Source organism: Lonsdalea quercina subsp. quercina (assembly GCF_000688655.1).
Classification (GTDB): Bacteria; Pseudomonadota; Gammaproteobacteria; order Enterobacterales; family Enterobacteriaceae; genus Lonsdalea; species Lonsdalea quercina.
In genome coordinates this window covers 186,887-212,765 of record NZ_JIBO01000002.1, presented here as the reverse complement: position 1 = coordinate 212,765, position 25,879 = coordinate 186,887, and the positions used below count along the sequence as shown (strand labels likewise).

20 protein-coding genes are annotated in these 25,879 nt (G+C 54.6%); 13 read left to right on the top strand and 7 right to left on the bottom strand.

What is annotated here, in order from left to right:
• Positions 1 to 14 precede the first annotated feature (14 nt).
• The gene (gene dnaB / locus RZ35_RS01680; RefSeq protein ID WP_026739166.1) at positions 15 to 1,424 is read left to right on the top strand and encodes a replicative DNA helicase; all 1,410 of its coding nucleotides are present in this window, start codon (positions 15 to 17) and stop codon (positions 1,422 to 1,424) included.
• Between the two features lie 18 nt (positions 1,425 to 1,442).
• The gene (gene alr, locus RZ35_RS01675; protein ID WP_026741752.1) at positions 1,443 to 2,528 is read left to right on the top strand and encodes an alanine racemase; all 1,086 of its coding nucleotides are present in this window, start codon (positions 1,443 to 1,445) and stop codon (positions 2,526 to 2,528) included.
• Positions 2,529 to 2,654: 126 nt separating this feature from the next.
• On the opposite strand, the gene RZ35_RS01670 is transcribed toward alr, so the two are convergent.
• Together RZ35_RS01670 and RZ35_RS01665 are read right to left on the bottom strand one after the other, a co-directional pair.
• On the bottom strand, positions 2,655 to 2,906 hold the full coding sequence (locus RZ35_RS01670; protein ID WP_026741751.1) for a YdgH/BhsA/McbA family protein: 252 nt from the start codon (positions 2,904 to 2,906) through the stop codon (positions 2,655 to 2,657).
• 242 nt (positions 2,907 to 3,148) lie between these two features.
• Positions 3,149 to 3,913, bottom strand: a complete 765-nt coding sequence (locus tag RZ35_RS01665) for a transporter substrate-binding domain-containing protein (RefSeq protein ID WP_026741750.1) — start codon at positions 3,911 to 3,913, stop codon at positions 3,149 to 3,151.
• 325 nt (positions 3,914 to 4,238) lie between these two features.
• Between RZ35_RS01665 and RZ35_RS01660 the strand changes: the two genes are divergently transcribed.
• The 3 genes from RZ35_RS01660 (at position 4,239) to RZ35_RS01650 (ending at position 6,835) form a co-directional block, all read left to right on the top strand.
• Complete coding sequence (locus tag RZ35_RS01660; RefSeq protein WP_026741749.1) at positions 4,239 to 4,706, top strand: Lrp/AsnC family transcriptional regulator; 468 nt, start codon at positions 4,239 to 4,241, stop codon at positions 4,704 to 4,706.
• 258 nt (positions 4,707 to 4,964) lie between these two features.
• Positions 4,965 to 5,579, top strand: coding sequence for a YitT family protein (locus RZ35_RS01655; RefSeq protein WP_026741748.1), 615 nt, complete (start codon positions 4,965 to 4,967; stop codon positions 5,577 to 5,579).
• Positions 5,580 to 5,641: 62 nt separating this feature from the next.
• On the top strand, positions 5,642 to 6,835 hold the full coding sequence (locus RZ35_RS01650; protein ID WP_026741747.1) for an amino acid aminotransferase: 1,194 nt from the start codon (positions 5,642 to 5,644) through the stop codon (positions 6,833 to 6,835).
• A gap of 186 nt (positions 6,836 to 7,021) precedes the next feature.
• Here the strand turns inward: RZ35_RS01650 and RZ35_RS01645 are convergent, their stop codons facing one another.
• Entirely contained in the window at positions 7,022 to 8,713 is a 1,692-nt protein-coding gene (locus RZ35_RS01645) for a methyl-accepting chemotaxis protein (protein WP_026741746.1), read from the bottom strand.
• 1,197 nt (positions 8,714 to 9,910) lie between these two features.
• Here RZ35_RS01645 and RZ35_RS01640 point away from each other — a divergent pair.
• Positions 9,911 to 11,500, top strand: a complete 1,590-nt coding sequence (locus RZ35_RS01640; protein ID WP_036152400.1) for a sensor domain-containing diguanylate cyclase — start codon at positions 9,911 to 9,913, stop codon at positions 11,498 to 11,500.
• 10 nt (positions 11,501 to 11,510) lie between these two features.
• Here RZ35_RS01640 and RZ35_RS01635 read toward each other — a convergent pair whose 3' ends face one another.
• The gene (locus tag RZ35_RS01635) at positions 11,511 to 11,930 is read right to left on the bottom strand and encodes a secondary thiamine-phosphate synthase enzyme YjbQ (protein WP_026741744.1); all 420 of its coding nucleotides are present in this window, start codon (positions 11,928 to 11,930) and stop codon (positions 11,511 to 11,513) included.
• Positions 11,931 to 11,996: 66 nt separating this feature from the next.
• Positions 11,997 to 14,843: an excinuclease ABC subunit UvrA gene (gene uvrA / locus RZ35_RS01630; protein WP_026741743.1), complete on the bottom strand. Its 2,847-nt coding sequence runs from the start codon at positions 14,841 to 14,843 to the stop codon at positions 11,997 to 11,999.
• 234 nt (positions 14,844 to 15,077) lie between these two features.
• Here uvrA and RZ35_RS01625 point away from each other — a divergent pair, with 234 nt between their 5' ends.
• The 7 genes from RZ35_RS01625 to RZ35_RS01595 all read left to right on the top strand — a co-directional run bounded on the left by RZ35_RS01625 (position 15,078) and on the right by RZ35_RS01595 (position 22,324).
• Positions 15,078 to 15,641, top strand: a complete 564-nt coding sequence (locus tag RZ35_RS01625) for a single-stranded DNA-binding protein (protein ID WP_026741742.1) — start codon at positions 15,078 to 15,080, stop codon at positions 15,639 to 15,641.
• A gap of 1,168 nt (positions 15,642 to 16,809) precedes the next feature.
• The gene (locus tag RZ35_RS01620; protein ID WP_235195063.1) at positions 16,810 to 17,565 is read left to right on the top strand and encodes a GH12 family glycosyl hydrolase domain-containing protein; all 756 of its coding nucleotides are present in this window, start codon (positions 16,810 to 16,812) and stop codon (positions 17,563 to 17,565) included.
• Between the two features lie 189 nt (positions 17,566 to 17,754).
• Positions 17,755 to 19,164 (top strand): D-arabinitol 4-dehydrogenase, encoded by a 1,410-nt coding sequence (gene dalD, locus RZ35_RS01615; RefSeq protein WP_036152398.1) that lies wholly within the window; start codon positions 17,755 to 17,757, stop codon positions 19,162 to 19,164.
• A gap of 1 nt (position 19,165) precedes the next feature.
• Positions 19,166 to 19,582: a SemiSWEET family sugar transporter gene (locus RZ35_RS01610; RefSeq protein ID WP_071999731.1), complete on the top strand. Its 417-nt coding sequence runs from the start codon at positions 19,166 to 19,168 to the stop codon at positions 19,580 to 19,582.
• Positions 19,583 to 19,870: 288 nt separating this feature from the next.
• Entirely contained in the window at positions 19,871 to 20,566 is a 696-nt protein-coding gene (locus RZ35_RS01605; protein ID WP_026741738.1) for a metal ABC transporter ATP-binding protein, read from the top strand.
• A complete protein-coding gene (locus RZ35_RS01600; protein ID WP_026741737.1) occupies positions 20,563 to 21,417 on the top strand; it encodes a metal ABC transporter permease in 855 nt (284 codons plus the stop codon). The genes RZ35_RS01605 and RZ35_RS01600 overlap by 4 nt, the downstream gene beginning before the upstream one ends.
• Before the next feature lie 28 nt (positions 21,418 to 21,445).
• On the top strand, positions 21,446 to 22,324 hold the full coding sequence (locus RZ35_RS01595) for a metal ABC transporter substrate-binding protein (RefSeq protein ID WP_026741736.1): 879 nt from the start codon (positions 21,446 to 21,448) through the stop codon (positions 22,322 to 22,324).
• Positions 22,325 to 22,401: 77 nt separating this feature from the next.
• On the opposite strand, the gene yacL is transcribed toward RZ35_RS01595, so the two are convergent.
• Positions 22,402 to 22,764: a protein YacL gene (yacL, locus tag RZ35_RS01590; protein ID WP_026741735.1), complete on the bottom strand. Its 363-nt coding sequence runs from the start codon at positions 22,762 to 22,764 to the stop codon at positions 22,402 to 22,404.
• Positions 22,765 to 23,004: 240 nt separating this feature from the next.
• The gene (acnB, locus tag RZ35_RS01585) at positions 23,005 to 25,602 is read right to left on the bottom strand and encodes a bifunctional aconitate hydratase 2/2-methylisocitrate dehydratase (RefSeq protein ID WP_026741734.1); all 2,598 of its coding nucleotides are present in this window, start codon (positions 25,600 to 25,602) and stop codon (positions 23,005 to 23,007) included.
• Positions 25,603 to 25,879 lie beyond the last annotated feature (277 nt).

Sequence of the window (25,879 nt, the reverse complement as noted above, 5' to 3'; positions counted from 1 at the left end):
TAAGAACGCGCTTCATGGCTGAGAAGAAAAGATCCACCAATAAATCCGCAGAACCTCGCGACCGTCAGGTCGAAGGGCTAAAGCTCCCCCCACATTCATTGGAAGCGGAACAGTCTGTGTTGGGTGGACTGATGCTCGACAACGAGCGCTGGGACAACGTAGCAGAACGCGTTGTCACCAATGACTTCTTCAATCGCGCTCATCGGCTGATTTTCAGCGAAATGCAGCGTTTGCTGGAGATGAGCAAACCCATCGACCTGATTACCCTGTCAGAGTCGCTGGAGCAGAAAGGCGAGCTGGAATCCGCCGGCGGCTTCGCCTATCTGGCCGAGCTGGCCAAGAATACCCCCAGCGCCGCGAACATCGGCGCGTACGCCGATATCGTGCGTGAACGCGCCGTCGTGCGTGAGATGATCGCCGTCGCCAACGAGATCGCCGATGCCGGTTACGATCCGCAGGGGCGCAGCAGTGAAGATCTGCTGGATCTGGCGGAGTCCCGCGTCTTTCAGATCGCGGAGAATCGCGCCAGCAAGGATGAAGGCCCGAAAAGCATCGACCGTATTCTGGAAGACACCGTCTCCCGTATCGAGCAGCTTTATCAGCGCCCGCACGACGGGGTCACCGGGGTGTCCAGCGGTTATCAGGATCTGGATAAGAAAACGGCCGGGTTGCAGAAATCCGACCTGATTATCGTGGCCGCCCGACCGTCCATGGGGAAAACCACCTTCGCCATGAACCTGTGCGAAAACGCCGCCATGACGCAGGAAAAACCGGTGCTGATTTTCAGTTTGGAAATGCCCGGCGAGCAGATCATGATGCGTATGCTGGCGTCGCTATCGCGCGTCGACCAGACGCGAATCCGTACCGGTCAGCTAGACGACGAGGACTGGGCTCGCATCTCCAGCACCATGGGGCTGCTGCTTGAAAAGCGCAACATGTACATCGATGACTCCTCCGGCCTGACGCCGACGGAAGTCCGCTCCCGCGCGCGTCGCGTGTTCCGCGAACATGACGGCCTCAGCCTGATTATGATCGACTACCTGCAGCTGATGCGGGTGCCGTCGCTGTCGGAAAACCGTACGCTGGAAATCGCAGAAATTTCCCGCTCGCTCAAAGCATTGGCGAAAGAATTGCAAGTGCCCGTTATCGCGCTGTCTCAGCTTAACCGTAGTCTGGAACAGCGCGCCGATAAACGTCCGGTCAACTCCGACCTGCGTGAGTCCGGCTCCATCGAACAGGATGCCGACTTGATCATGTTTATCTATCGTGACGAGGTTTATCACGAGAACAGCGACCTGAAAGGCATCGCTGAAATTATTATAGGGAAACAGCGTAATGGCCCCATTGGCTCGGTACGCCTGACCTTTAACGGACAGTGGTCGCGGTTCGATAACTACGCCGGGCCGCAGTACGATGATGAATAATGTGATAAGGGAACGAGCATGCAAACGGCAACCGCCGTCATTAATCGCCGCGCTCTGCGACACAATCTGCAAGTCATCCGCCAGCGTGCGCCCAACAGCCGTCTGGTCGCGATAGTCAAAGCCAACGCGTACGGGCACGGCGCGTTGGAAACCGCCCGTACCTTAAGCGACGCCGATGCCTTCGGCGTCGCCCGCCTCAGCGAAGCCCTGGCCCTGCGCGCCGGGGGCATCACCCACCCTATCCTGCTACTGGAAGGTTTTTTCTCTGCGGAGGAACTGCCGCTGCTGGCGGCCAATGGACTGGAAACCGCGGTCCATAGCCTCGAGCAACTGGAAGCGCTGGAACAGGCAACGCTATCCCAACCGCTCACGGTCTGGATGAAGCTGGACACGGGCATGCATCGCCTCGGCGTGCGGCCGGATCAGGCCGACGCGTTCTGGCAACGCCTGTCCCGTTGCCCCAATGTGGTGCAACCGGTGAACATCATGAGTCATTTCTGCCGTGCGGATGAGCCGGAAGTGGATGTCACCCAGCACCAGCTGGCGACGTTCGACGCCGTTGCCGCAGGCAAGCCGGGAGCGCAGNCCATCGCCGCGTCCGGCGGTATTCTGCTGTGGCCGCAGTCGCACCGCGACCAGATTCGTCCCGGCATCGTGCTCTACGGCGTCTCGCCGCTCGACGGCGACAACGCCGCCCGCTGGGGGTTACAGCCCGCGATGCGGTTGACGTCCCATCTGATTGCCGTACGCGAACATCAGTGCGGCGAACCCGTCGGCTATGGCAGCAGCTGGACCAGCCCGCGCGACACACGACTTGGCGTGGTCGCTATGGGCTATGGGGATGGCTATCCTCGTTGTGCGAAAAGCGGTACGCCGGTGTGGGTCAATGGACGCACAGTCCCACTGGCGGGTCGGGTATCAATGGATATGATCACGGTGGATCTGGGGCCGGAGTCGCAGGATCGGGTCGGCGATGAAGTCGAGCTGTGGGGCAAACATTTGCCGGTCGAAAGCGTGGCGGCCATGAATAACGTCAGCGCCTATGAACTGTTGACGCGCCTGACGTCCCGTACCCAAATCATTTATACGGACGAGCCGTTCTGAATCGCCACCGTCTCGACACAGACGTAAAAAGAGGCCCGCAGTTTAATCGCGGGCCTGCTTATCTGGAGTCTTGTCATCGATAGGTTTCATGATTTACCCACCTTATGAAGATATCCTACCGAAAAATTAGTTATAGAGTTCAGCGACGCCACGGACATGATTGGTGGTGTCCATCGTGGAAATAATGCGGAATGACTTCGCACCCGATGCATCTGCCGCAGAAGAGAGATTGGACTGTAGGTCGCCCAGGTTTTTCGCACTGGCGGAAACGCTACCAATGGACGTGCCCTGAGTTTTGTTGACTTCGGTCGCGGCAAGCGTTGCGAATGAAGCGGTAGAAAGTACGACAGCGGCAATAACAGTACTAAGGGTTTTCATAAACGATATCCTTCACATGATTGTTGGGAAGACGATGTCTGTCTTCGATGTGAATAATGATAGTCCAGTTACAACGCTGTTAAAATTGGGTTAATTTGCTGACCACATTCAAAAAATATGAACAAAAAAAGCACCGATAGATAAAAAATTATTCTATTTAGCTATCGATGCGATCGCATTAAATATGGTGTAACAGCCTTACATTAGTCCAATAAACCTGACACCCAACCATATTCAGCTTATCATTTTGTTATCGAAAGCCATTTCCCCATAATCCTCTGGTATTCTCCTGTGGCTTTTGTCAAGTGCAGCCATTGGTCAACGTACTGCTTCCAGCTCGCGTCGTCCCGCGGCAACAAAAACGCTTTTTCGCCATACTGCAACGGATGCGCCGGATTGACCGCGCACAGCGACGGATAATGTTTCTGTTGGTACAACGCCTCCGACGCCTCGGTGATCATGACGTCCGCTTTGCCGTCCGCGAGCTGCTGGAAGATCGCCGCGTTGTCATGCAGCATCAGCTGCGCATTGGGCAAATGGGCGTGCGCAAATGCTTCATTCGTGCCGCCGGCGGGTTCAATCAAACGCACGGACGAGCGATTGATCTGGTCGATCGTCTGATACTTCTCTTGGTCTTCACAACGCACCAACGGGATTTTTCCATCCACATCGATTCTGTTCGTAAAGAATGCTTTTTTCTGTCGCTCCAACGTCACGGAAATTCCGCCGACGGCAATATCGCAACGCCCAGCCAGAAAGTCGGGCATCAGCGTTTTCCAGGTCGTTTTCACCCAGGCGACCTTCACGCCCAGGCTGGCGGCCAGCGAGTGCGCCATGTCGATATCGATGCCTTCGTATTCGCCATCTCCCCGCAGCAGGCTGTAAGGCTTGTAATCTCCGGTAGTACAGACTCTCAGCACGCCCTGCTGCTGCACGCTATCCAGGTGCGATGCCGCGCTTGCGGCGCCGGAAGCCAGCAACAGAGTCAGCGGGAACCATTTCTTCATTTCATTTAACCCTTAGCATTGTCGTTGAACGACGTCGTGCTTGCGCCGACATGATGATTTTTCACTCTTTATGACACATCCCGACATGCACACCAACCCTCAGCGAGCCATCCGCTATTCTGCGCTTCCAAACTCATCGTCTTTGGCATAATGCTCCAGATTTTCGCCCGAAATCCGCTCGCGGCATTCCTATTCTTATGCCGTTTTCCGCAGCGCCTAGAACTCGTCGCCATCCAGCGCCGTTTTGCCGGGACCACGGGCAGGGTTTCCGTGCGGCAAAAACCTGTTAGTCTGTAAGCTCGTTTTTTGCCCGGTGAACATCACTATGTACAACATTGATGACTTTGACCTGAAAATCCTGACGCTGCTGCAATCTAACGGCCGACTGACCAATCAGGAGCTAAGCGAGCTCGTCGGGCTGTCCGCATCGCAGTGCTCACGTCGCCGCATTGCCCTTGAACACGCACAGCTGATTTTGGGATATCACGCCCGGTTGGCGCCGGACGCGATCGGGCTGGAAACGCTGGGGTTGATTGAAGTACGTCTTATCAATCACACCCCGGAATGCGTGGACAGCTTCCACCAGATGCTGGGCGAAGTGGACGCCATTATCGACGCTTACAAAACCACCGGCGACGCCGACTATTTGCTGAAGGTCGCGGTGGCGGACCTACCCGGACTCAGCGAACTGATCAGCCATATACTGTCGCAGAACAAGAGCGTAGCGCACCTGAAAACTTCGGTGGTTCTCAACCGTCTCAAGGAAAATGGACTGATAGCGGCGACGGCCTGATTGCCCCAATTCGGGGCATAAGGCTTTATGATGGTGCACACCATGCGGTTAAATCTCGCATAAAACGAAAATATGTTGCACATCACAGCCTAAAAACCCCCTCATTACGCACATTCCGTGCAAAATCATCCCTTCGGGATATCAATACGTTAGCCTTAAAACTGTTCGAAGATCACCCAAACCGATCTGGGTCGGCATGGTCTGGTGCGTTTTTTGCTTGCTATCCCTTATCCTTCCATCAACTAACGTACTGTTCTTATGGATAATGTCATCAGCCACGACGATCTGTCGCATACCCCCATCGAAGATACCATCGCGCTCCTCATCGGTACGCTAATGGTGTCTTTCGGCATAGTTTTGCTGCGCCAGTCCGGCGCCCTGACCGGCGGGACGGCGGGGATGGCCTTTTTGCTGCACTATGTCCTTCNCATCTCGTTCGGCGTCGCGTTCTTCCTGATTAATCTGCCGTTTTATTATCTGGCTATCCGCCGTATGGGATGGCGTTTTACACTCAAAACCTTCTGCGCCGTTGCGCTGGTATCCGTGTTTTCCGACCTTCACGGGCACTTCATCCACATCGACCGGCTCGATCCTTTTTACGCGACNCTCTTCGGCAATGTGATCATGGGGCTGGGATTTATTGTCTTGTTTCGCCACAAAGCCAGTCTGGGAGGCATCAATATCCTCGCGCTTTATCTGCAGGATAAAAACGTCATCCGGGCGGGAAAATTTCAAATGGTAGTGGATGTGATTATTGTGCTGGCATCGCTGTTCGTGGTAAGCATACCCATGCTGGTTGCCTCTGTTGTCGGGGCAACCATCCTGAATCTGATTATTGCCATGAATCACCGTCCGGGACGATACGCGGTGTAAAGTCGTATGACCATGCGCAAGATCACTACGCAAGATATCGATTAACCCTGGAGTAATTGACCGTGTTTCAACATGTTGACGCCTATGCGGGCGATCCCATCCTGTCGTTGATGGAGCAATTTAAACAGGACCCCCGAGCCGACAAAGTTAACCTCAGCATCGGGCTATACTACGACGAGCACGCGGTGATCCCCCAGTTGAAAGCGGTCAGCACCGCACAGGCTCAACTGACGAACCAGTTCAAACAGGCGAGCAGCTACCTGCCGATGGAAGGATTGGCGTCTTACCGCAGCGCCATTCAACGGCTGCTGTTTGGCGAGCACCACCCCGCGCTGAGTGCCGGGCGTATCGCCACGATCCAGACCGTGGGCGGCTCAGGCGCGCTGAAAGTCGGCGCGGATTTCCTCAAACGCTATTTTCCCGACTCGGAAGTCTGGGTCAGCGATCCCACTTGGGAAAACCATATCGCCATCTTCGCCGGCGCCGGTTTCAAGGTGCATACCTACCCCTATTTCGACGACGCCAGCCGCGGTGTGAATTTCCAGGGCATGCTCAACGCGCTGAAGCAGTTGCCGGCCAAGAGCATCGTCCTGTTGCACCCCTGCTGCCATAATCCGACCGGCGCGGATCTGACCCACGCGCAATGGGATCAGGTTATTGAAGTGCTGCTGTCACGCAATCTGATCCCTTTTCTCGATATCGCCTATCAGGGATTTGGCGCAGGCATGGACGATGACGCCTATGCCCTCCGCGCCATCGCAGGCTCCGGTCTGCCTGCGCTGGTCAGCAATTCGTTTTCGAAAATCTTCTCGCTGTACAGCGAACGCGTGGGCGGGCTTTCCGTCATTTGCGAAGACAGCCACGCGGCAGAGCGCGTCCTGGGTCAGTTAAAGGCAGCGGTCCGCCGTAACTACTCCAGCCCGCCGAACTTTGGCGGACAGCTGGTTTCTCACGTGCTCAACGACGAAGCGCTCAACGCTGAGTGGCATGCGGAAGTGGCGGCGATGCGTCAACGCATCTCTGAGATGCGTCAAACGCTGGTGGATGCGCTGAAGCAAGCCTTGCCCGATCGCAATTTCGGCTACCTGCTGACGCAACGCGGAATGTTCAGCTACACTGGTTTTAGCCCTGAACAAGTTGATCGGCTGCGCGAGGAGTTTGGCGTATACCTCATCGCCAGCGGGCGAGTCTGCATAGCCGGACTTAATCACAGTAACGTACAAAAGGTTGCCGCGGCGTTCGCAGCCGTGCAATAGCATCGTTTTGCTCATACTGCCTGCCAGCATCAAGCGGCAGGCTTTTTTTTTTTGAATTTTTTCCGGCGGGAAAGCGGTCGCTAACTTTGCGACCGCCTGAGTGATACGCTGATCTCCGCCGCGGCGGAGATCAAGAGCAGGCAGGAGTTCGCCTCAATAGAGGAAATTGCCGCCAGCCATTGCGTTTTAGAAGGACGTCCAATCCTCAGAACTTGCAGAAGCCGCTGCCGGCTGCGTTTTTTCCTGCTTAACAGCCTTCGCTGCTGGCAATGCGCTCTCTGCGGACGACTGCGGCTGCTGACGGCCGCTCGTTGCAACGAAGCTGTGACTCAACTTGAAGGTGCTCACCGCATCGGTCAGCATGGTTGCCTGAGACTGTAAAGACAGCGCCGCAGACGCGGACTCTTCCACCAGCGCGGCGTTCTGCTGCGTCGTAGAGTCAATCTGGCCGACCGCGATGTTGATCTGGTTGATGCCGTCACTCTGTTCGCCGCTGGCCTGAGAGATCTCGCTGATAATCTCGTTCACGTCCTGCACATGTGTAGTCAGGTTGGACATGTTGTCTTCAGCAGAATCAACGAGCTGCATTCCTTCCTGGATCTTACTGACCGAGTCGTCAATCAGTTCTTTGATCTCTTTCGCCGCCGTAGCACTACGTTGCGCCAGAGAGCGAACTTCACCTGCAACCACGGCAAAACCTCTGCCCTGCTCACCGGCCCGGGCCGCTTCCACCGCGGCATTCAGCGCCAGAATGTTAGTCTGGAACGCGATGCCGTCAATCACCCCGATGATTTCTGCCATACGCTGGGATGAATCGCGAATACCACGCATTTTGTGCGTCACTGACAGCATGACGTCACTGCTCTGCTTCGCCGCTACCGACGCCTGATCGGCAATGCTAGTTGCATGGCGTGTATTTTCTGCGGTGTTAGTGATGGTCGAGGTCAGCTCTTCCATCGAAGAAGCCGTCTGTTCCAGAGAGCTGGCCTGCTCTTCCGTACGAGCGGAAAGATCCTGGTTTCCAGCCGCGATCTGCGACGCAGCAGAAGAAATGCTCTCCGCGCCGTCGCGCACCTGGCCGACGATCTGGCTTAGGCTAACGTTCATATATTCCAACGAACGCAGCAGCTGACCCATTTCATCTTTACCCGAAGATGGAACTTCCGCGGTGAGGTCGCCTTTGGCCACGCTTTCGGCCAAGCCCAGCGCCTGACGGATCGGCGAAGTAATACTGCCCGTCAGTACGCGAGCGATCACCACCACCATCACCACACAGGCGGCCAAAATACCCAGCAGCAGCCAGCGGGTAAAGTTATAGGTGCTTTCCATTTTGTGCATCGTGTCGCCCATTGCATCGTCCTGATGGTCGATGAGCGAGGCCACGGCAGCACGGTATTTCCCTTGAACAACATCCAAATGCGTGTTGAATTCAGTGGTTGCGCCATCAATATCCCCCGCTTTGACGCGGTCGATAATATTTCTTCCCGAGATCAGGAATTCGCCGCGGATCGAATGGATATTATCCATAATGCGCATTGATTTCTCATCGTTCAGCTGTTCGGCGCTTTTGTCGATTTCCTGCATCAACGCGGTGATTTTCTTCGCCTGTTCCGCAATCTCATTCATGATGACACGAGTTTTCTCTGCATCCTGTACCAAAAGCAGTTTCTGATAGGCGAGGACGACGGCATTGACGTTATCAATCAAGTTATTCGACTGTACCGTCTGCGGATAAACATCCGTCACGATGCCGCGCGCATCTTCGTGAAAATCCGACAATCTGGAAATAGAAACGAAGCTGACGATACAAATCATCAGTACTAAAACGGCAAACCCGGCGGCTAGCCGATAGCCTATTTTCCAATCAGATAAACGCATAATCTTGTTCCCTTTTTTATACAAAAATAAAAAAACCATAACGGTAAAAATCAGAGTGAATATCATTCAATCAAATAATCACCAACATAAATCATATTGCGCAATGACAGCATTGAAGACATTGGGAGATGTCCATTTTCAAGGCGCAAAATCAGCGCTTCACACGAATGACGGGTATGCAGGCGAGATGACAGAACGGGGAAAAACAAAGAGCCTATCCCAGTAGACGTTATTAACGAGGCGATCTCTGACACGGCCAGTGCAGAGCAAAACGTCAGGCGCTTTATACCGACGACATCCGGTCACTATGCGCGAGCACAAATATTCAACCGGCACATGGGAGAAACACCAGGAATGTCGAACGTTTCTTCAAGCCCAAACAGCCAATTAATTCGATCTTAGAGGATAGGCTCTAAGCCCAGCGGTTGATGACCAGACATTTATTCAGCAGTGACGCCATTTAACACAGCGCGCCGCGACAACGCAGCGCCGACAGCATCTTCATGCTAAATTTTCATGGCCTCCACCCAGCAATGGGATAATTCCCCCAATATCGCGCTACCGACAAAACGGGAGAGAGCCGAATTAACCGTGCTAAATCTAAAACAGAGTGGAAAATGCCAGAGGAAATTTGGGATAAATGACAACCATTATCGTCGCCTTTATTATCCCAATGACCTTTGAAGCGCTCTGCCAACAACACGGTCGTGCGTGCTCTTCATCGGCCATAAATGCCACAACTTTACATATTAATCATATCTTTACACATTACAGTGATTACAACCCCTGAAAAGACTACTATTTATACAAATTGATATTACACAAATACACCCAATAATGAGTATAAAAACGACTCGCATCTCATCATACCGTTGCGCCGCCACTATTCTGGATTGCGAACAAAAGAGAAACCGATTACCAGTTAGGTAATGAACTTCATTTAATGATTTTCTTTATAATAAAAGAAGAGATACTTCTTTCACTCCTATAATAATTAATGAGTCCACCTATACATAAATAATAAAAAGTATTGTTACCACTAACCTTTTTGATATTTTTTTGCTATTTTTACGCAATAAGTTTTAATGAAAAGTAACAACAAAAAATTTAAATACTATAAAAATAATTCGCACGCTAACGCAATAACACTGTGACTACCTCCACCACGATATAGCTTTAAAAACTGGTTGGAACTGGATGAAAATAAAGAAGATATTTCAGATCAATTTGCGGGGACTCATTCTATCTATCTCAATAGCAAGCATGCTGGTCACTCTGACAAATGGTTACCTCTCTATCTATAACGTTTATAAAGAGTTGTTCGCTAATCAGTTATCCAAAATCAATATAGATTATTCTTCACGCTTGGCCGCTAGCATCGAAAACACATTATCTGCCTCTAAAAAACAGATGACTTACAGTGCTAGCTTCATTTCTAAATACTTTCCTGATACCAGTCAGATTCAGGCCGAGACCGATCGTATTTATCAATTAAGCCAGAATTTCAATTCCGTTATTATTGTCGACGATAATAACAATCTGGTTGCGTTCTCTCCAGAAAGTAACGTGGTGGAAGTCAATAAGCTGGTCGCCGATACCGGTCACACCCCCCAGTCGCCCGACAACGTCGCCGCCAGCCTTCCCTATAAAACCGATGAAAACGACTATGCGATTGCATTGTCAGCGCCGATAACCAATGAACAAGGTGTACACCTGGGGGATATTCGCAGCGCTATTCACCTAACCAAATTACGTATCATGGATGAATTTACGCCGCTGAATAATGACCGATCAATGGTTTATATCATTGATAATGAAGGCAATATTATTTATCACTACCAAAATAAAGAACCGTTAGGCGAGCGAATTAACGATCGGCAGTTGAAACAAGCCACCGCTAGCCAGGATACCGGCTCCTTCATGATGCCCGACGAACAAGGCAATCTGGTGCTTGCAGGCTTCGCCAAAGNGCATAAGACCGGTTGGACCGTGATCACCCTGCAATCCTCCGCCGTCACAGACAAAGCGCTGAATAACATTATGTACAGCGTGCTAAAGGAGGCCACGCCGGTCGCCTTGTTGACGTTACTGGTCTTGACGATCTTCGCTGTATCCATTGCCCGACCACTCCGTCAGCTGGCCATGTCGGCCAGCAGAATGAGCGAACAAGGCGCTATCAGCCAGATCCGGGCCGTGCCCTCCTGGTACATGGAAGCAGCCAGGTTGAAGGACGCGATTTTGCTTGGCACCATGATGTTGCATAAACGTATTGGTCGTCTCAGCTCAGAAGCGCATACCGATCCGCTGACGGGGCTATTGAATCGGCGGGGACTACAGGAAGGCCTGGAAATGGTCATGCTGGAAAAAAAATCGGTATCGGTCGTGGTGATTGATATCGATAACTTCAAGCAGGTCAACGATACCTACGGCCACGATATCGGCGACGAGGTCATCCGCCAGCTCGGCCAGCAGATGCGCAGCAACGCCCGCAAGATGGATATCATGTGCCGCACCGGCGGAGAGGAGTTCCTGATGCTGCTGCCCGGAACGGATATCCATATCGCCTCTATCATCGCCGAACGCCTGCGTAAGAGCGTGGAGCGCATGATCTTTCCTATGTGCCGCCACATCACGGTGTCATTAGGCGTGACATCCTTTACGCCGAAACAGTGCCCGCTGGATACGGCGGTTAAAACCGCCGACAACGCCTTGTACAAGGCTAAAAATACCGGCAGGAACCGCGTAGTGGTGGAGTATATTGCCGGAGGAAGCGTCGCCCCGCTCTGAGGATGCCCGGCTATTCGCCCTGCAACGTCAGCACCAGAGAACGACTCCCTCCGTGATTGCGGTGTTCACACAGGTAAATTCCTTGCCATATCCCAATGTTTAGGCCCCCGTCGCTAACCGGCAGCATAACGCTGCTGCCCAGCAGGCTGGACTTGAGATGCGCGGGCATGTCGTCGCTGCCTTCATCGCAGTGGCGATAGTAAGGCGCATTTTCCGGCACTAGCCGATTGAAGGCGCTTTCGAAGTCCTGACGTACCGTGGGGTCGGCATTTTCATTCAGCGTCAATGACGCGGAAGTGTGCTTGATGAATACCTGTAATAGCCCAACCCGCAACTGACTGATTTCCGGTATCGACGCCAGCACATCGCGCGTAATCAGATGGAAGCCGCGGCTTTTCGGCTTCAGAACGATTTCCCGTTGCATCCACATGTTCAGCCCCTTTGACGTTGCAGACAGGTTCGTCCGCGCGGGCTAAGTTCCACGCGGACGCACGGTTCAGAGGACGCGGGTTGTCTCTCGCGCCAGTAGCGGTTTAAGGAAGCGTGCGGTGTGCGAAGCCTCGCACTCGGCGACGGTTTCCGGCGTAGCGCTGACCAGAATTTCGCCGCCGCCGCTGCCGCCTTCCGGCCCCAAATCCACAATCCAGTCGGCCGTTTTGATCACATCCAGATTATGCTCGATGACGACAATGGTATTGCCTTGATCGCGCAACTGATGCAGCACGGCCAGCAACTGTTGGATGTCGGCGAAATGCAGCCCGGTGGTTGGTTCATCCAGAATGTACAGCGTCCGGCCGGTGCCGCGTTTGGAAAGTTCGCGCGCCAGCTTGACGCGCTGCGCCTCGCCGCCCGACAGCGTCGTGGCCGACTGTCCCAAACGGATATAGGACAAACCGACGTCGATCAACGTTTGCAGCTTACGCGCCAGCGCCGGAATGGCGTCGAAGAACTCGCGAGCATCCTCAATCGTCATATCCAGCACTTCGTGAATGCTTTTGCCTTTGTATTTGATCTCCAGCGTTTCACGATTGTAGCGATGGCCCTTGCACTGATCGCACGGCACGTAGATATCCGGCAGGAAGTGCATCTCGACCTTGATGACGCCGTCGCCCTGACACGCCTCACAGCGTCCGCCGCGCACGTTGAAGCTGAAGCGACCGGGGTTATAACCGCGGGTGCGTGATTCCGGCACGCCGGCGAACAACTCGCGGATTGGCGTGAATACGCCGGTGTACGTCGCCGGGTTGGAGCGCGGCGTACGACCGATTGGGCTTTGATCGATATCGATCACTTTGTCGAAGTGATCCAGCCCCTGAATGTCGCGATACGGCGCGGATTCAGCGATGGTAGCACCGTTCAACTGGCGCTGGGCCAGCGGGAATAGCGTATCGTTGATCAGCGTTGACTTGCCCGATCCGGACACCCCGGTGATGCAGATAAACAACCCTACCGGCAGCGTCAGCGTCACATCCTTAAGGTTGTTGCCCTTGGCGCCGATCAATTTCAGGACTTTGGTGGGATCGGCCGGTACGCGTTCAGTTGGCACCTCGATTTTCCGCTGACCGCTGAGGAACTGCCCAGTCAGGGATTCGGAGACGGCCATGATTTGATCCACGGTGCCTTCGGCGATCACCTCGCCGCCATGCACCCCGGCGCCGGGACCGATATCAATCACATGATCGGCGGCGCGGATTGCGTCTTCATCATGCTCGACCACAATCACCGTATTGCCGAGGTCGCGCAGGTGAATCAACGTTTCCAACAACCGTTCGTTGTCCCGCTGATGAAGACCAATGGACGGTTCGTCGAGCACATACATCACGCCGACCAGCCCTGCGCCGATCTGGCTCGCCAGACGGATACGCTGCGCTTCGCCGCCGGACAACGTTTCCGCCGAGCGGGAGAGCGACAGGTAATTCAGACCCACGTTCACCAGGAAGCGCAGCCGATCGCCGATCTCTTTCAATACCTTCTCGGCGATCTTCGCGCGCTGGCCGCTCAGTGCAATATTCTGGAAAAAGCTGAGCGCCTGACCGATGCTCATATCGGAAATGTGCGGCAGCGTGGTTTCGGCCACGTAGACATGGCGGGCCTCTTCGCGCAGGCGGGTGCCGTGGCAGCTTGCGCAGGAGCGGTTGCTGATAAACTTCGCCAGCTCTTCGCGCACCGCCGTCGATTCCGTTTCCTTATAGCGCCGCTCCATGTTGTTCAGCACGCCTTCGAACGGATGGCGTCGCACCGAGGTATCGCCGCGGTCATTAATATATTTGAACTCGATATTCTGCTTGCCGGAGCCGTACAGCACGACCTTCTGAATGTCTGCGCTCAGGCTGTCGAACGGCGCATCGACATCAAACTCATAATGTTCCGCCAACGAACGCAGCATTTGGAAGTAGTAAAAATTGCGGCGATCCCATCCGCGAATCGCACCGCCCGCCAGAGACAGCTCCTGGTTTTGGATGACGCGGGACGGGTCGAAAAATTGCTGCACGCCTAACCCATCGCAGGTCGGACACGCGCCGGCGGGGTTATTGAAGGAGAACATGCGCGGTTCCATCTCATGCATGCTGTAGCCGCAGATCGGGCAAGCGAAGTTGGCGGAGAACAGCAGTTCGGGCGCGTTGTCGTCGTCCATGTCGGCGACGACGGCGCTGCCGCCTGATAGTCCTAGCGCGGTCTCAAACGATTCCGCCAGCCGCTGGGCCAGATCGCTGCGCACCTTGAAGCGGTCAACGACAACCTCAATAGTGTGTTTTTTATGCAATTCCAGCTTCGGCGGATCGGACAGATCGCACACTTCGCCATCGATCCGAGCGCGGATGTACCCCTGCGTCGCCAGATTCTCCAGCGTCTTGGTGTGCTCGCCCTTACGGTCTTTCACAATCGGCGCCAGCAACATCAGCCGTTTGTCTTCCGGCTGCGCCAGTACGTTATCCACCATCTGGCTCACGGTTTGGGCATCCAGCGGAACGCCGTGTTCCGGGCAACGAGGCTCCCCGACGCGGGCATACAGCAGACGCAGGTAGTCATGAATTTCAGTGATTGTGCCGACGGTGGAGCGCGGGTTGTGAGACGTCGACTTCTGTTCGATGGAAATGGCCGGCGACAACCCTTCGATATGATCGACGTCTGGTTTTTCCATCAGGGACAAAAACTGCCGGGCATACGCCGACAGCGATTCCACGTAACGTCGCTGCCCCTCGGCGTAGAGGGTGTCAAAAGCCAGCGATGACTTTCCGGATCCGGATAATCCCGTGACCACAATCAACTTATCGCGTGGGATTATCAGATTGATATTCTTGAGATTATGAGTACGGGCACCACGAACTTCGATATTATCCATTCACATACTTCCCGTCATTGACGCTGTTTTGCATCCCTCACGCAGAGAGAAATCCAGTACGAAACCAATGATTATGGCATAAATAAAACTGAATGGATAACCAGTGGTGGTTGTCAAATAAACGCGCAAAGGAAAAAATTATGCGGCGCGCATCGCGAGTATAATAAGGCGGTGTAGCGTGCTAGAATTCATCGTTTAGACTATTTAAAAATTGATCCATCAGGAGACACCCACATGGCCAGCAGAGGCGTTAATAAAGTCATTCTTCTCGGGAATCTCGGACAAGACCCGGAAGTTCGTTACATGCCGAATGGCGGCGCAGTAGCCAACATTACCCTGGCCACGTCCGAAAGCTGGCGCGATAAGCAAACCGGCGAGCAGAAAGAGAAAACTGAGTGGCACCGTGTTGTGCTGTTCGGCAAACTGGCTGAAGTCGCCGGAGAATACCTGCGCAAAGGTTCTCAGGTTTATATCGAAGGCCAGCTGCAGACGCGTAAATGGCAGGATCAAAGCGGCACCGACCGTTACACGACGGAAGTTGTCGTGAATATCGGCGGCACCATGCAGATGCTCGGCGGCCGTTCAGGCGGCGGCGCACCGGCAGGCGGCGGCGCACCGGCAGGCGGCCCTGTTGGCGGCAACAACCAGCAGGGCGGCTGGGGTCAGCCTCAGCAGCCGCAGGCGAACAACCAGTTCAGCGGCGGCGGACAGCAGGCCGCGCGTCCGCAGCAGAATACCGCTCCGGCAGCCCCGAACAATGAACCGCCGATGGATTTCGACGACGATATCCCGTTCTAATTCGAACCCGACTCGTTTGTTGAACCGTCCGCCAAAAACCCCGAGATATCGGGGTTTTTTATTGTGTTGAGTTGGGAGAAACTTTTAGCGGCAGCATAACTACAAACGCGCAAAGCTCGCCTGACAGGCGTTTGAGCGATTCTGTGCAGAACACCGTCGACTAATCAGTCTCGCCTCAGTGAGTGCGAAACAACGTGCCCTTTCCACCTTAAATAATGGCCCCCCCTGCCCCGTGATCCCAGACTGGACGGTCNCCCGCGAGCCGATCATATCCAGCGCCTTAATGCGGTAGTTCGCGCTCGGAATGGTCGAGCCGTCATCATCGCGGGATGTGCAGGTTTCTAGAACAGTAATGAAAAAACAACTGACGTGTAATCTAACCCGGTTTCATCGAACGGAGCTTTTCAGATTATTTGGGGCCACGGAGAAAAAATCAGACACCGCTTATTAACATTACGGAAATGACCGTAATAGAAAATTTTTATTAACCTAATAAGAAACATTTATCGTACTTGTTTCCTACAATTTATTACCTATCGATATATTCACCAATCATTTAATCAATAATAAACGAATCATCTAAAAAACCAATTATCATATTTAAAAAAAACCAAAAAATCATTCATGCTTTAAACCTCTATTTTAAATACCCCAAAATACGATCAAAATACAACCAATTGAATATAACAACCAATTGATTTTATTAAAAAAACAAAAAAACAAAAGTACAGAGAGAAATAAAAGGGTATTTCCCATTGAAGAATCAATTATCTTTACGCATAATCAAATACGTTCCAAGAAGATATAAAAAAACCAAATAAAAAAGTAAATGCTTTACTATCTTAGCATTATTTACTTAACTCTTTTTACTGCATACGAATGTTTCCGATAAGTTATGCGTTAAGTGCCCTATCATTTAGTCATTATGATTTTTATTTTTTTCTTAATGGTCATGTTCAATCACATTAGAAATAGTATATTTGATCCGTTGATGATTTATTAAAGGTAAACGATTGGGCCGCACAACCCTTTATCGATTAAATGCAAAACTGCGCTACCAGAAACCATTTACGTGTATGAGAAAGGAATCAGCCGGATAACGGATTGACGACAAAGTCATCGTTAACCCGTCATGTTTATTGATAGGTCTAAAACAAGGAGCATGTATATGAAAAAGAAAGTGAGTTTTGCCTCTATCGCCGTGGCAACACTACTGGCCAGCGGCACCGCATTAGCGGCGTCATCCTCTGAAGATAATGCCAAACTCTATCTGCCGAGCGGCATCGATTATGTTTACAACAATACCTGGGGAAAAAGCGCCGTGCCTAACGGGCAGCAGTCCGTTTATGCCAACAGCGCGACGGATATGGGATGGTCGTGGTCATGGCCCAGCGACGCCAACTCGGTGAAAGGCTACCCCTCCATTGTGCACGGCTGGCACTGGACGACGGGATACGGAACCAATACCGGACTGCCGGTTCGTCTGTCCGAAAACAAAAATATCAATACTACCGCCGCCTGGTCTTTTTCCAACGTATCAGGCACCTACAATGTCTCTTACGACATCTGGTTTCATTCAGACAACAATGCCAACTGGTGGTCGACGCCAACCGATGAGCTGATGATCTGGATGAACAGCACCAATGCCTCTCCGGCCGGTAGCTATGTCAATACCGTCACCATCGGCGGCATCCCGTGGGATGTGTATAAAGGCACCGTCAGCAGCTGGAACGTCTATTCCTTCGTCATCAAAAGCAATCAGACTTCCGCAAACCTCAATATCAAAAACTTCACTGATTACCTGGTCAACGCCAAGCAGTGGATGAGCAATACCAAATATATCAGCAGTATCGAATTCGGCACCGAACTGTACAAAGGCTCGGGTACCTTTAAAGTCTCCAAATGGAGCGTAAGCATCAAGTAACCCTCCAGCCGACGGGTTGCGCGGAAACGATAATGCCACACACCAATCATCGTGTTGCCTCATCCGTCGGCTTGCTCCTTTCGTTAGAAAAAATATCAATACATTGATAAACAACATATTTTTATTACGTTGCAAAAAGTGCTACCCTTAATATTGAATAAATAATCTCCAATGGAGTAAGGAAAGGGTTTGCCTATATCAACTACAGATTCTTCTAACTGGCTTCATCTGGGTGCAAGTGCATTTTTTCGATCGCATCAGGCCTGGTACCTCAACCAGCTGCGAAAGCAGGGCAACGATCGATGGCACATGGCGCTATCAAACATCCGAAACAGCTCAACGCAAAAAACGCTTCAGCAGCTCAAATCCCAGAACGGTCTCTACACGCTGGAAACGATTTCCCCTGACGGCGAACATACCTACGAGACCATAGACGCAGTCGATCAAATCATTCTCTGGGATAGCCAATTGGCCTCCACGGNGGCTATAGGCGCCGCTCCAGAGACAAAAATTATTTCTTTCACCGTTACCGAGGGAGGTTACTTCCTGGACGACGATGGCCACCTCGATCTCACGCATCCCGCGGTACAGGCCGATCTTCGCGATGAAGGTGAAATAAATACTTTATATGGCGCATTGACGCTGATCTTGATTGCCCGCCAACAACAGCAAAGCGGACCGGTGACTTTACTATGCTGCGACAACCTGCTGCAAAATGGGGACAGCTTCTCGCAGGGTCTGCGAGAATTTCTGGTCGCCAAGGAGCGCCAGGACCTTGTTGAATGGATGGAGAGCAACACTTCTGCCCCCAACAGCATGGTTGACCGGATTACGCCGAAATTTGACGAAGCGCTCTATGCCCGTCTGGAAAAACAGGGCATTACCGACGATGCGGCTCCGCTTTCCGCCGAACGCTTCGCCCGCTGGGTAATCGAAGATCATTTCGTGAGCGAGCGTCCGCCGCTGGAAGAGGTCGGCGTCGAATTCGTCGAGGACGTCACGACGGTAGAAGAAGCTAAAATCCGCCTGCTGAACGCCAGCCACAGCGGCATTGCCTGGGCCGGCGCTCTGCTGGATAAACGCTACATCGATGAAAGTCTGACGCCGCAGATAACCAAGTGGGTACGAGACTACGTGATACAGGACGTGCTGCCCGCGCTTCGCAGCCGCGGCATAACTCACGTGCAGGAGGAGGAGTGCGAAAGCGTTCTCGCGCGCTTCGGCAACCGCGGCGTCCGCGACACCGTCGCTCGCGTCTCTTCAGACAGCATCGCCAAACTGCATGGCTTTATCGTGCCGACGTTGAAGGACCGCTATCGTCAGAATGAGGTCCCGCGAGCGACGCTGCGCCTGCCCGCGCTGTTTTTCCTCTTTATGCAGCAGCATCATGCCGGCGAACTGCCTTTCAGCTATGAAGATCGCGCCATCGACAGCGTCGACTTTGATGCGATTTTCAGCGCCGAGGACCCGCTGACCGCGTTCTCAAGACACCCCGCGCTGTTTGGTTCGTTACGCCATCATGAAGCATTAGCCGATCATCTGAGATCCGCCGTTGAAGAAGTTCGCGCGGTGCTGCAACCGGTGAGCGAAGGAGCATAATATGAAGAAGAACATCACGATCGTCGCGGGAACGATGGCAGCCGCCGCAGTCGCGATCGTCACNCTTTATCGCTGGCCGATGGCGCTAGGTGGACTTGCCGCCTGGGTCACCACCGGCTCTTTTTTCCTACAGGTGCTGCACATCATTCGCAATAAAGACACGACCGGTATCTCTCTCGGGATGTACGCCGCCTTGTTCTTCGGCGTCACGTCGTGGACGGCCTNCGGCTTCAACGTNCAAGACATTCCCGTCATGTCGGCCAACGGTATTACCGCCTTACTGGCCTTGCTCGTTATCGTTCTGAAGCTCTACCATGAACGAGAAATCAAACCCTCGCGCCGCCGCACCATCAAGGTGACGCCGATGCCGTCGCGTCGCCGCATTCCGGTCGCCGATCCGCTGAACAAACAACTGTAACCCCTCAGGACGCCCCGCACGGCGTCCATTGACACGTTCAGGCCCGCCGCTCTCAGGAGCGCGGGCCTGAAAAGGTTTTATCCCCCCTGCATTGCCGCGCAACGACTCACTGAAAATTTTTTTACGTCTGTAACGCCACGGTTTAATTTTGTTATGTTATAACATAGTTAACTTTAAGGGGGAGAACATGCAGAGTCTATATTCCTTTTCCACGCAGACCCGCGTCGTCATCGCCGCGCTGGTACTCACCCTGCTGTGGGGACTGATTTCCTGGGCGGTCACGTTAGCATGATCGCGCTACGCCACCTCACTTATGGGTATCACCGGCAGACGCCGTTGGGTACGATTAACGGCCGCTTCCTGCCCGGTTCACTCACCGCCATCATCGGCCCCAACGGCAGCGGAAAATCGACGCTGTTGAAAACGCTGGCCGGGTTAATGCCGCCGCTGTCTGGCAGCGTCTGCCTCGCGCCGGACGTCACCCGNCCGATAGGCTATTTACCGCAGCTGTCCGAGTTTGACCGTCAGTTCCCCATTAGCGTCGGCGATCTGGTGCTAATGGGCTGCGTACCGGACTCCGGCTTATTCGGACGCCTGACCCCAGCGCTACGTCGCCAGGCCCGGGAGGCGCTGGAAACCGTGGGCATGAGCGACGTCGAACAGGTCCACATCGGTCGGCTATCCGGCGGTCAGCTCCAACGCGTGTTGTTCGCGCGGCTGCTGGTGATGCGTTCCCCTGTCATTTTGCTCGACGAGCCGTTCACCGGTATTGATGCCGAGACTATCCGCATGCTGTGGCAGGTGATCCGCCAGCTGCATGAGGAGGGGCGCACCCTGCTGGCGGTGTTGCACGATCTGGAGCAGGTGGAGCAACACTTCCCCCGTGTCGTGATGCTGAACGACGACGGTCCCCGCTGGGGCGACTGCCATGAGCTGCTGTCTCCGGCACGCGCCTTTATGACCCCGCTGAGGAGAGTGCAGTGACATTCATTCATCTGCTGACGCAGCCGTTCGCCGACTTCGGGTTCATGCGCCGGGCGCTGGTCGGCTGTTTCGCGCTAACGCTCGGAGCCGCGCCGCTGGGCTGTTTTCTGCTGCTACGGCGGATGAGCCTGATCGGCGATGCGCTGTCCCACGCCGTCTTGCCGGGCGTCGCCATCGGCTATCTCATCTCCGGCATGTCGCTTGTGGCGATGGGGATTGGCGGGTTCGTCGCAGGGCTGGCTGTCGCCATGATGTCCGGTTTGGTCAGCCGCCGCACCGAGCTTAAGGAAGATGCCAGTTTTGCCGGCTTTTATCTCGGCTCCCTGGCGCTAGGCGTCACGCTCGTCTCGCTGCGCGGCTCCAGCGNCGACCTGCTTCACGTGCTGTTCGGCTCAATTCTGGCGATCGACGCTCGGGCGCTGCTGACCATCGGTGCCGTCACCTCCGCATCCGTGCTGACGCTGGCGCTGATCTATCGCGCCCTGCTCATAGAGTCGTTCGACGTCACCTTTATACGCATGCTGTCGAGACGCGCCCGCGCCGCGATCCACGGTCTGTTTTTATCGCTGGTGGTGCTTAATTTGGTGGCGGGATTCCAACTGCTCGGCACGTTGATGGCGGTCGGCATGATGATGCTCCCTGCCGCCTGCGCACGCTTCTGGACCCAGCGTCTCAGCATGATGCTGGCGCTATCGGTCGTGCTCGGCTGCATTGCCAGCCTGATTGGGCTGCTGTGGTCGTACTACGCCGACCTACCGGCCGGGCCAGCGGTGATTCTGACCGCCACCCTTATTTTCTGCACTTCCGTATTTTTTGGCTCTAACGGCGGCATGTTACGCACGCGCCGTTGATGATGACGTCACACACGAGGGGGAAAAATTGAAACGTACTACTTTGATAATCATGCTGTCCGGCTTCCTGATGAGTCCGTTGACGATGGCGAAAGATCTTAACGTCGTTGCGAGCTTTTCCGTGTTGGGAGATATGGTCAAGCAGGTAGGCGGCGAACATGTCCACGTCACCGATTTGGTGGGACCGAACGGCGACCCGCATGAGTTCGAGCCGTCTCCGAAAGACAGCAAAACGCTGGCGAAGGCGGATCTGATCTTCGTCAGCGGACTCGGACTGGAAGGCTGGCTCGACCGCCTCATCACCGCCTCCGGCTACAAGGGTGAGGTGATAATCGCGTCACAGGGCGTCGCGCCGTTGACTATGGTCGAAGACGGTAAAACCGCCACTGACCCCCACGCCTGGAACAGCATGGCGAATGGGATCATCTATGCGCGCAATATCCAAAATGCATTGATCAAGATCGATCCGGACAACGCGCAAGACTATCGCCAGCGCGGCGAGCGCTATATTCAGCAGTTGCAACAACTGGACGACGATGCCAGAAAGACCTTCGCGGCCATCCCGCAAGATAAACGCAGGGTACTCACCAGCCACGACGCCTTTGGTTACTTCGCCGCGGCCTATGGCGTGAAATTTCTGGCGCCGCTGGGCTATTCGACAGAGTCAGAAGCCAGCAGCAAAGGCGTGGCCGAGTTGATCACGCAGATCAAGCAAACTCACGTGAAGAGCTATTTCATCGAAAATCAGACCGATCCCCGGCTGGTGAAGCAGATCGCCCATGCCACCGGCGCGCAGTCGGGCGGCGAACTGTATCCGGAAGCCCTGACGGNCGCCAGCGGGCCGGCGGCAACCTATACGGCGGCCTTCAGTCATAACGTCGCTGCGATGGCGGCCAGTATGCGTTGACTTATGCGGGTTGAGGGGGCGCTCAGATAGGCTCCCGGCTTGATGATAGGGCCAAAACGGAGGGTGAAACGCGGGTTTTACCGCGTTTGAATAAACTGTCGATATTTCGAGAGGAGAGCGAGGAAATCCTCCAGCCCGCATAGGGACAGACTTTCCTCATCGTAATAGCTCATCCCTTCTTCCATCTCATCGCTGGTGAAAGAGAGCTGATTGGCGCGGACGATGACCTCTTCTTCGTCCAACAGCAAGGAGTATTCGTGCCCCTGCAACTGCCATTGACGTTCGCTGCCGACGACCGAACTCGCCCCGGCTTCCACTGCATCCAGCACCGCCAGCTGACCGTTGACTTCTTCATTCAGCCAGTGCCCTACGGCCTCATGTCCCATCGACATACGCACGATGACCTGCCCGGAGACATCCCGCAAAAATTCATAGTCCATCCCGTCGCTCCTGTGAATAAGCTTGTTATCCGCGTCATCATCGCCGTTCACGCCACTGATCCGCCATCCCTGCTTGTCAATTACGTTCTGGCCTATTCCCGACCAACGCGGAGAAAAGCGACCGTCCATTTTTCATACCGCTTCATGCGTTGGCAACGGCGGCCCATTATGAAAAAGGGGCCAAAGGCCCCTTACGCGACGCGCACTATAGCGCTTACATCGCGATTTTACATCCGCGAATTACACGGCGGTTTGGAAGATCACCCCATCTGCTTTTTCCGTGTACTGAGACAGTCGGTCAAAGTTGAGATAGCGATAGGTATCCAGCGCCGTTTTGTCGACCTGCGCCATATAAGTCTGGTACTCCTCCGGCGTCGGCAAGCGTCCCAACAAGGCGGCGATCGCCGCCATTTCGGCGGAGGCCAGATAGACGTTGGCGCCGTCGCCCAGGCGGTTCGGGAAGTTACGCGTGGAAGTGGATACCACCGTCGCGCCGTCCGCCACGCGGGCCTGGTTCCCCATACACAGCGAACACCCTGGAATTTCCACCCTGGCCCCACTCTTTCCGAAGACGCTGTAATAGCCCTCTTCCGTCAGCTGAGCCGCATCCATCTTGGTCGGCGGCGCCATCCACAGGCGCGTCGGCAGTTGGCCTTTATGCTGTTCCAGTAGTTTACCCGCAGCGCGGAAGTGCCCAATGTTGGTCATGCAGGAACCGATGAACACCTCGTCGATTTTGCTGTTCGCCACGGCAGACAACAGGCGAGCATCGTCCGGATCGTTCGGCGCGCACAGGATCGGCTCGGTCACATCGGCCAGATCGATTTCGATGACGGCGGCGTACTCGGCATCCTTGTCCGCTTCCAGCAGCTGTGGATCCTCCAGCCATTTTTCCATCCCCTGAACGCGTCGCTCCAGCGTACGGCGATCGCCATAGCCTTCCGAGATCATCCATTTCAGCAGCACGATGTTGGAGTTGAGATATTCGACGATCGGCGCCTGATCCAGCTTGATGGTGCAACCGGCCGCCGACCGTTCCGCCGAGGCGTCCGCCAGTTCGAACGCCTGTTCCACTTTCAGCTCCGGCAGCCCCTCGATCTCCAGAATCCGACCGGAGAAAATGTTCTTTTTGCCTTTCTTCTCAACAGTCAGCAACCCCTGCTGAATAGCATAATACGGGATGGCGTGAACCAGATCGCGCAGCGTAATGCCCGGCTGCATCTTGCCTTTGAAGCGCACCAGCACGGACTCCGGCATATCCAGCGGCATCACGCCCGTCGCGGCGGCGAACGCCACCAAGCCGGAGCCGGCCGGGAACGAAATGCCAATCGGGAAGCGGGTGTGCGAGTCGCCGCCCGTGCCGACCGTATCCGGCAGCAGCATGCGGTTGAGCCAAGAATGAATGATGCCGTCGCCCGGACGCAACGAGACGCCCCCGCGGTTCATGATGAAGTCCGGCAGCGAGTGATGCGTCTGCACGTCCACCGGTTTCGGGTACGCGGCGGTATGGCAGAACGACTGCATCACCAAATCAGCGGAGAAGCCGAGGCAAGCCAGATCCTTCAGCTCATCGCGGGTCATCGGCCCGGTGGTATCCTGCGACCCGACGGAGGTCATTTTCGGCTCGCAGTACTGGCCTGGGCGAACACCGGCCACGCCGCAGGCACGGCCGACCATCTTCTGAGCCAGCGAAAATCCGTTGTCGCTGTCGGCGGCGTCCTTGGCGATGCGGAAGACATCGCTGGGCGGCAGCCCCAGCGCTTCGCGGGCTTTGGTCGTCAGCCCACGGCCGATGATAAGGGGAATACGGCCGCCGGCGCGCNCTTCATCCAGCAGCACGTCGGTTTTCAGTTCAAATGNCGCCAGCCGTTCGTCACTGTCATGGCGGCGCACCTCTCCCTTGTACGGATAAATATCGATGACGTCGCCCATGTTCAGGTCTGAGACGTCGACTTCTATCGGCAACGCGCCCGCATCCTCCATCGTGTTAAAGAAGATGGGCGCGATTTTACCGCCCAGCACCACGCCGCCGGCGCGTTTATTCGGCACATAGGGAATGTCGTCACCCATAAACCACAACACCGAGTTGGTGGCGGATTTGCGCGAGGACCCCGTTCCTACGACGTCGCCGACATAGGCTAACGGGAATCCTTTTTTATTCAGGGCCTCGATCTGCGCGATTGGGCCGACGGCACCCGGCTGATCCGGNTCGATCCCTTCGCGGGGGTTTTTTAGCATCGCCAGCGCATGCAATGGAATATCCGGGCGCGACCATGCGTCCGGCGCGGGCGACAGGTCGTCGGTGTTGGTTTCGCCGGTCACTTTGAATACGGTTACAGTGATTTTTTCAGCCAGCGCCGGGCGGGAAAGGAACCAGTCCGCGTCCGCCCATGATTGCAGCACTTGCTGCGCATGCGGATTGCCCGCCTTGGCTTTCTCTTCCACATCGTAGAAGTTGTCGAACATCAGCAGCGTATGCGACAAGGCTTTGGCGGCGATGGGGGCAAGCCGGGCGTTATCCAACGCGTTGATCAGCGGGTGAATATTGTAGCCGCCCTGCATAGTGCCAAGCAGTTCGACGGCTTTTGTGGGGGAAATCAACGGTGACGTCGCTTCACCAGAGGCGATCGCCGCGAGGAAACCGGCCTTGACGTAGGCAGCCTCATCCACCCCCGGCGGCACACGGTTAACCAGCAAATCGACCAGAAACGCCTCTTCTCCGGCGGGNGGCTGTTTCAGCAACTCCACCAAACCCGCCATTTGGGATGCCTCTAACGGCTTGGGGACGATCCCTTGCGCAGCCCGCTCGGCTACGTGCTTACGATATTCTTCTAGCACGACATTCTCCTCGCTCTCATTATCTTCTTCGTGATACCCGCGCACGTTGTGCCCATGGTCATCCTCATGCCTGGAGATCGGCGTGTGGAAACAAGATTTCGCGTGCCCGGCTCAGCGTCGTCAGCCTATTTGGGTTTGTTCACCCATTATTTCGTTCACATAATAGCAACATTTGGCGCATATAACCGCGATCGCGGTGGAATTATCGTTGCTTAATCGCTCACTCTCTCACGTCAGCAGAATAACATGGGCGCGCAGAAACACACCATCCGCTCAC

Bases quoted from the DNA above. Each gene is read 5' to 3' on its own strand.
- dnaB (WP_026739166.1), top strand. From the start codon at position 15: ATGGCTGAGAAGAAAAGATCCACCAATAAATCCGCAGAACCTCGCGAC.
- RZ35_RS01670 (WP_026741751.1), bottom strand. From the start codon at position 2,906: ATGAAAACCCTTAGTACTGTTATTGCCGCTGTCGTACTTTCTACCGCT.
- RZ35_RS01665 (WP_026741750.1), bottom strand. From the start codon at position 3,913: ATGAAGAAATGGTTCCCGCTGACTCTGTTGCTGGCTTCCGGCGCCGCA.
- RZ35_RS01660 (WP_026741749.1), top strand. From the start codon at position 4,239: ATGTACAACATTGATGACTTTGACCTGAAAATCCTGACGCTGCTGCAA.
- RZ35_RS01645 (WP_026741746.1), bottom strand. From the start codon at position 8,713: ATGCGTTTATCTGATTGGAAAATAGGCTATCGGCTAGCCGCCGGGTTT.
- RZ35_RS01635 (WP_026741744.1), bottom strand. From the start codon at position 11,930: ATGTGGATGCAACGGGAAATCGTTCTGAAGCCGAAAAGCCGCGGCTTC.
- uvrA (WP_026741743.1), bottom strand. From the start codon at position 14,843: ATGGATAATATCGAAGTTCGTGGTGCCCGTACTCATAATCTCAAGAAT.
- RZ35_RS01625 (WP_026741742.1), top strand. From the start codon at position 15,078: ATGGCCAGCAGAGGCGTTAATAAAGTCATTCTTCTCGGGAATCTCGGA.
- RZ35_RS01620 (WP_235195063.1), top strand. From the start codon at position 16,810: ATGAAAAAGAAAGTGAGTTTTGCCTCTATCGCCGTGGCAACACTACTG.
- yacL (WP_026741735.1), bottom strand. From the start codon at position 22,764: ATGGACTATGAATTTTTGCGGGATGTCTCCGGGCAGGTCATCGTGCGT.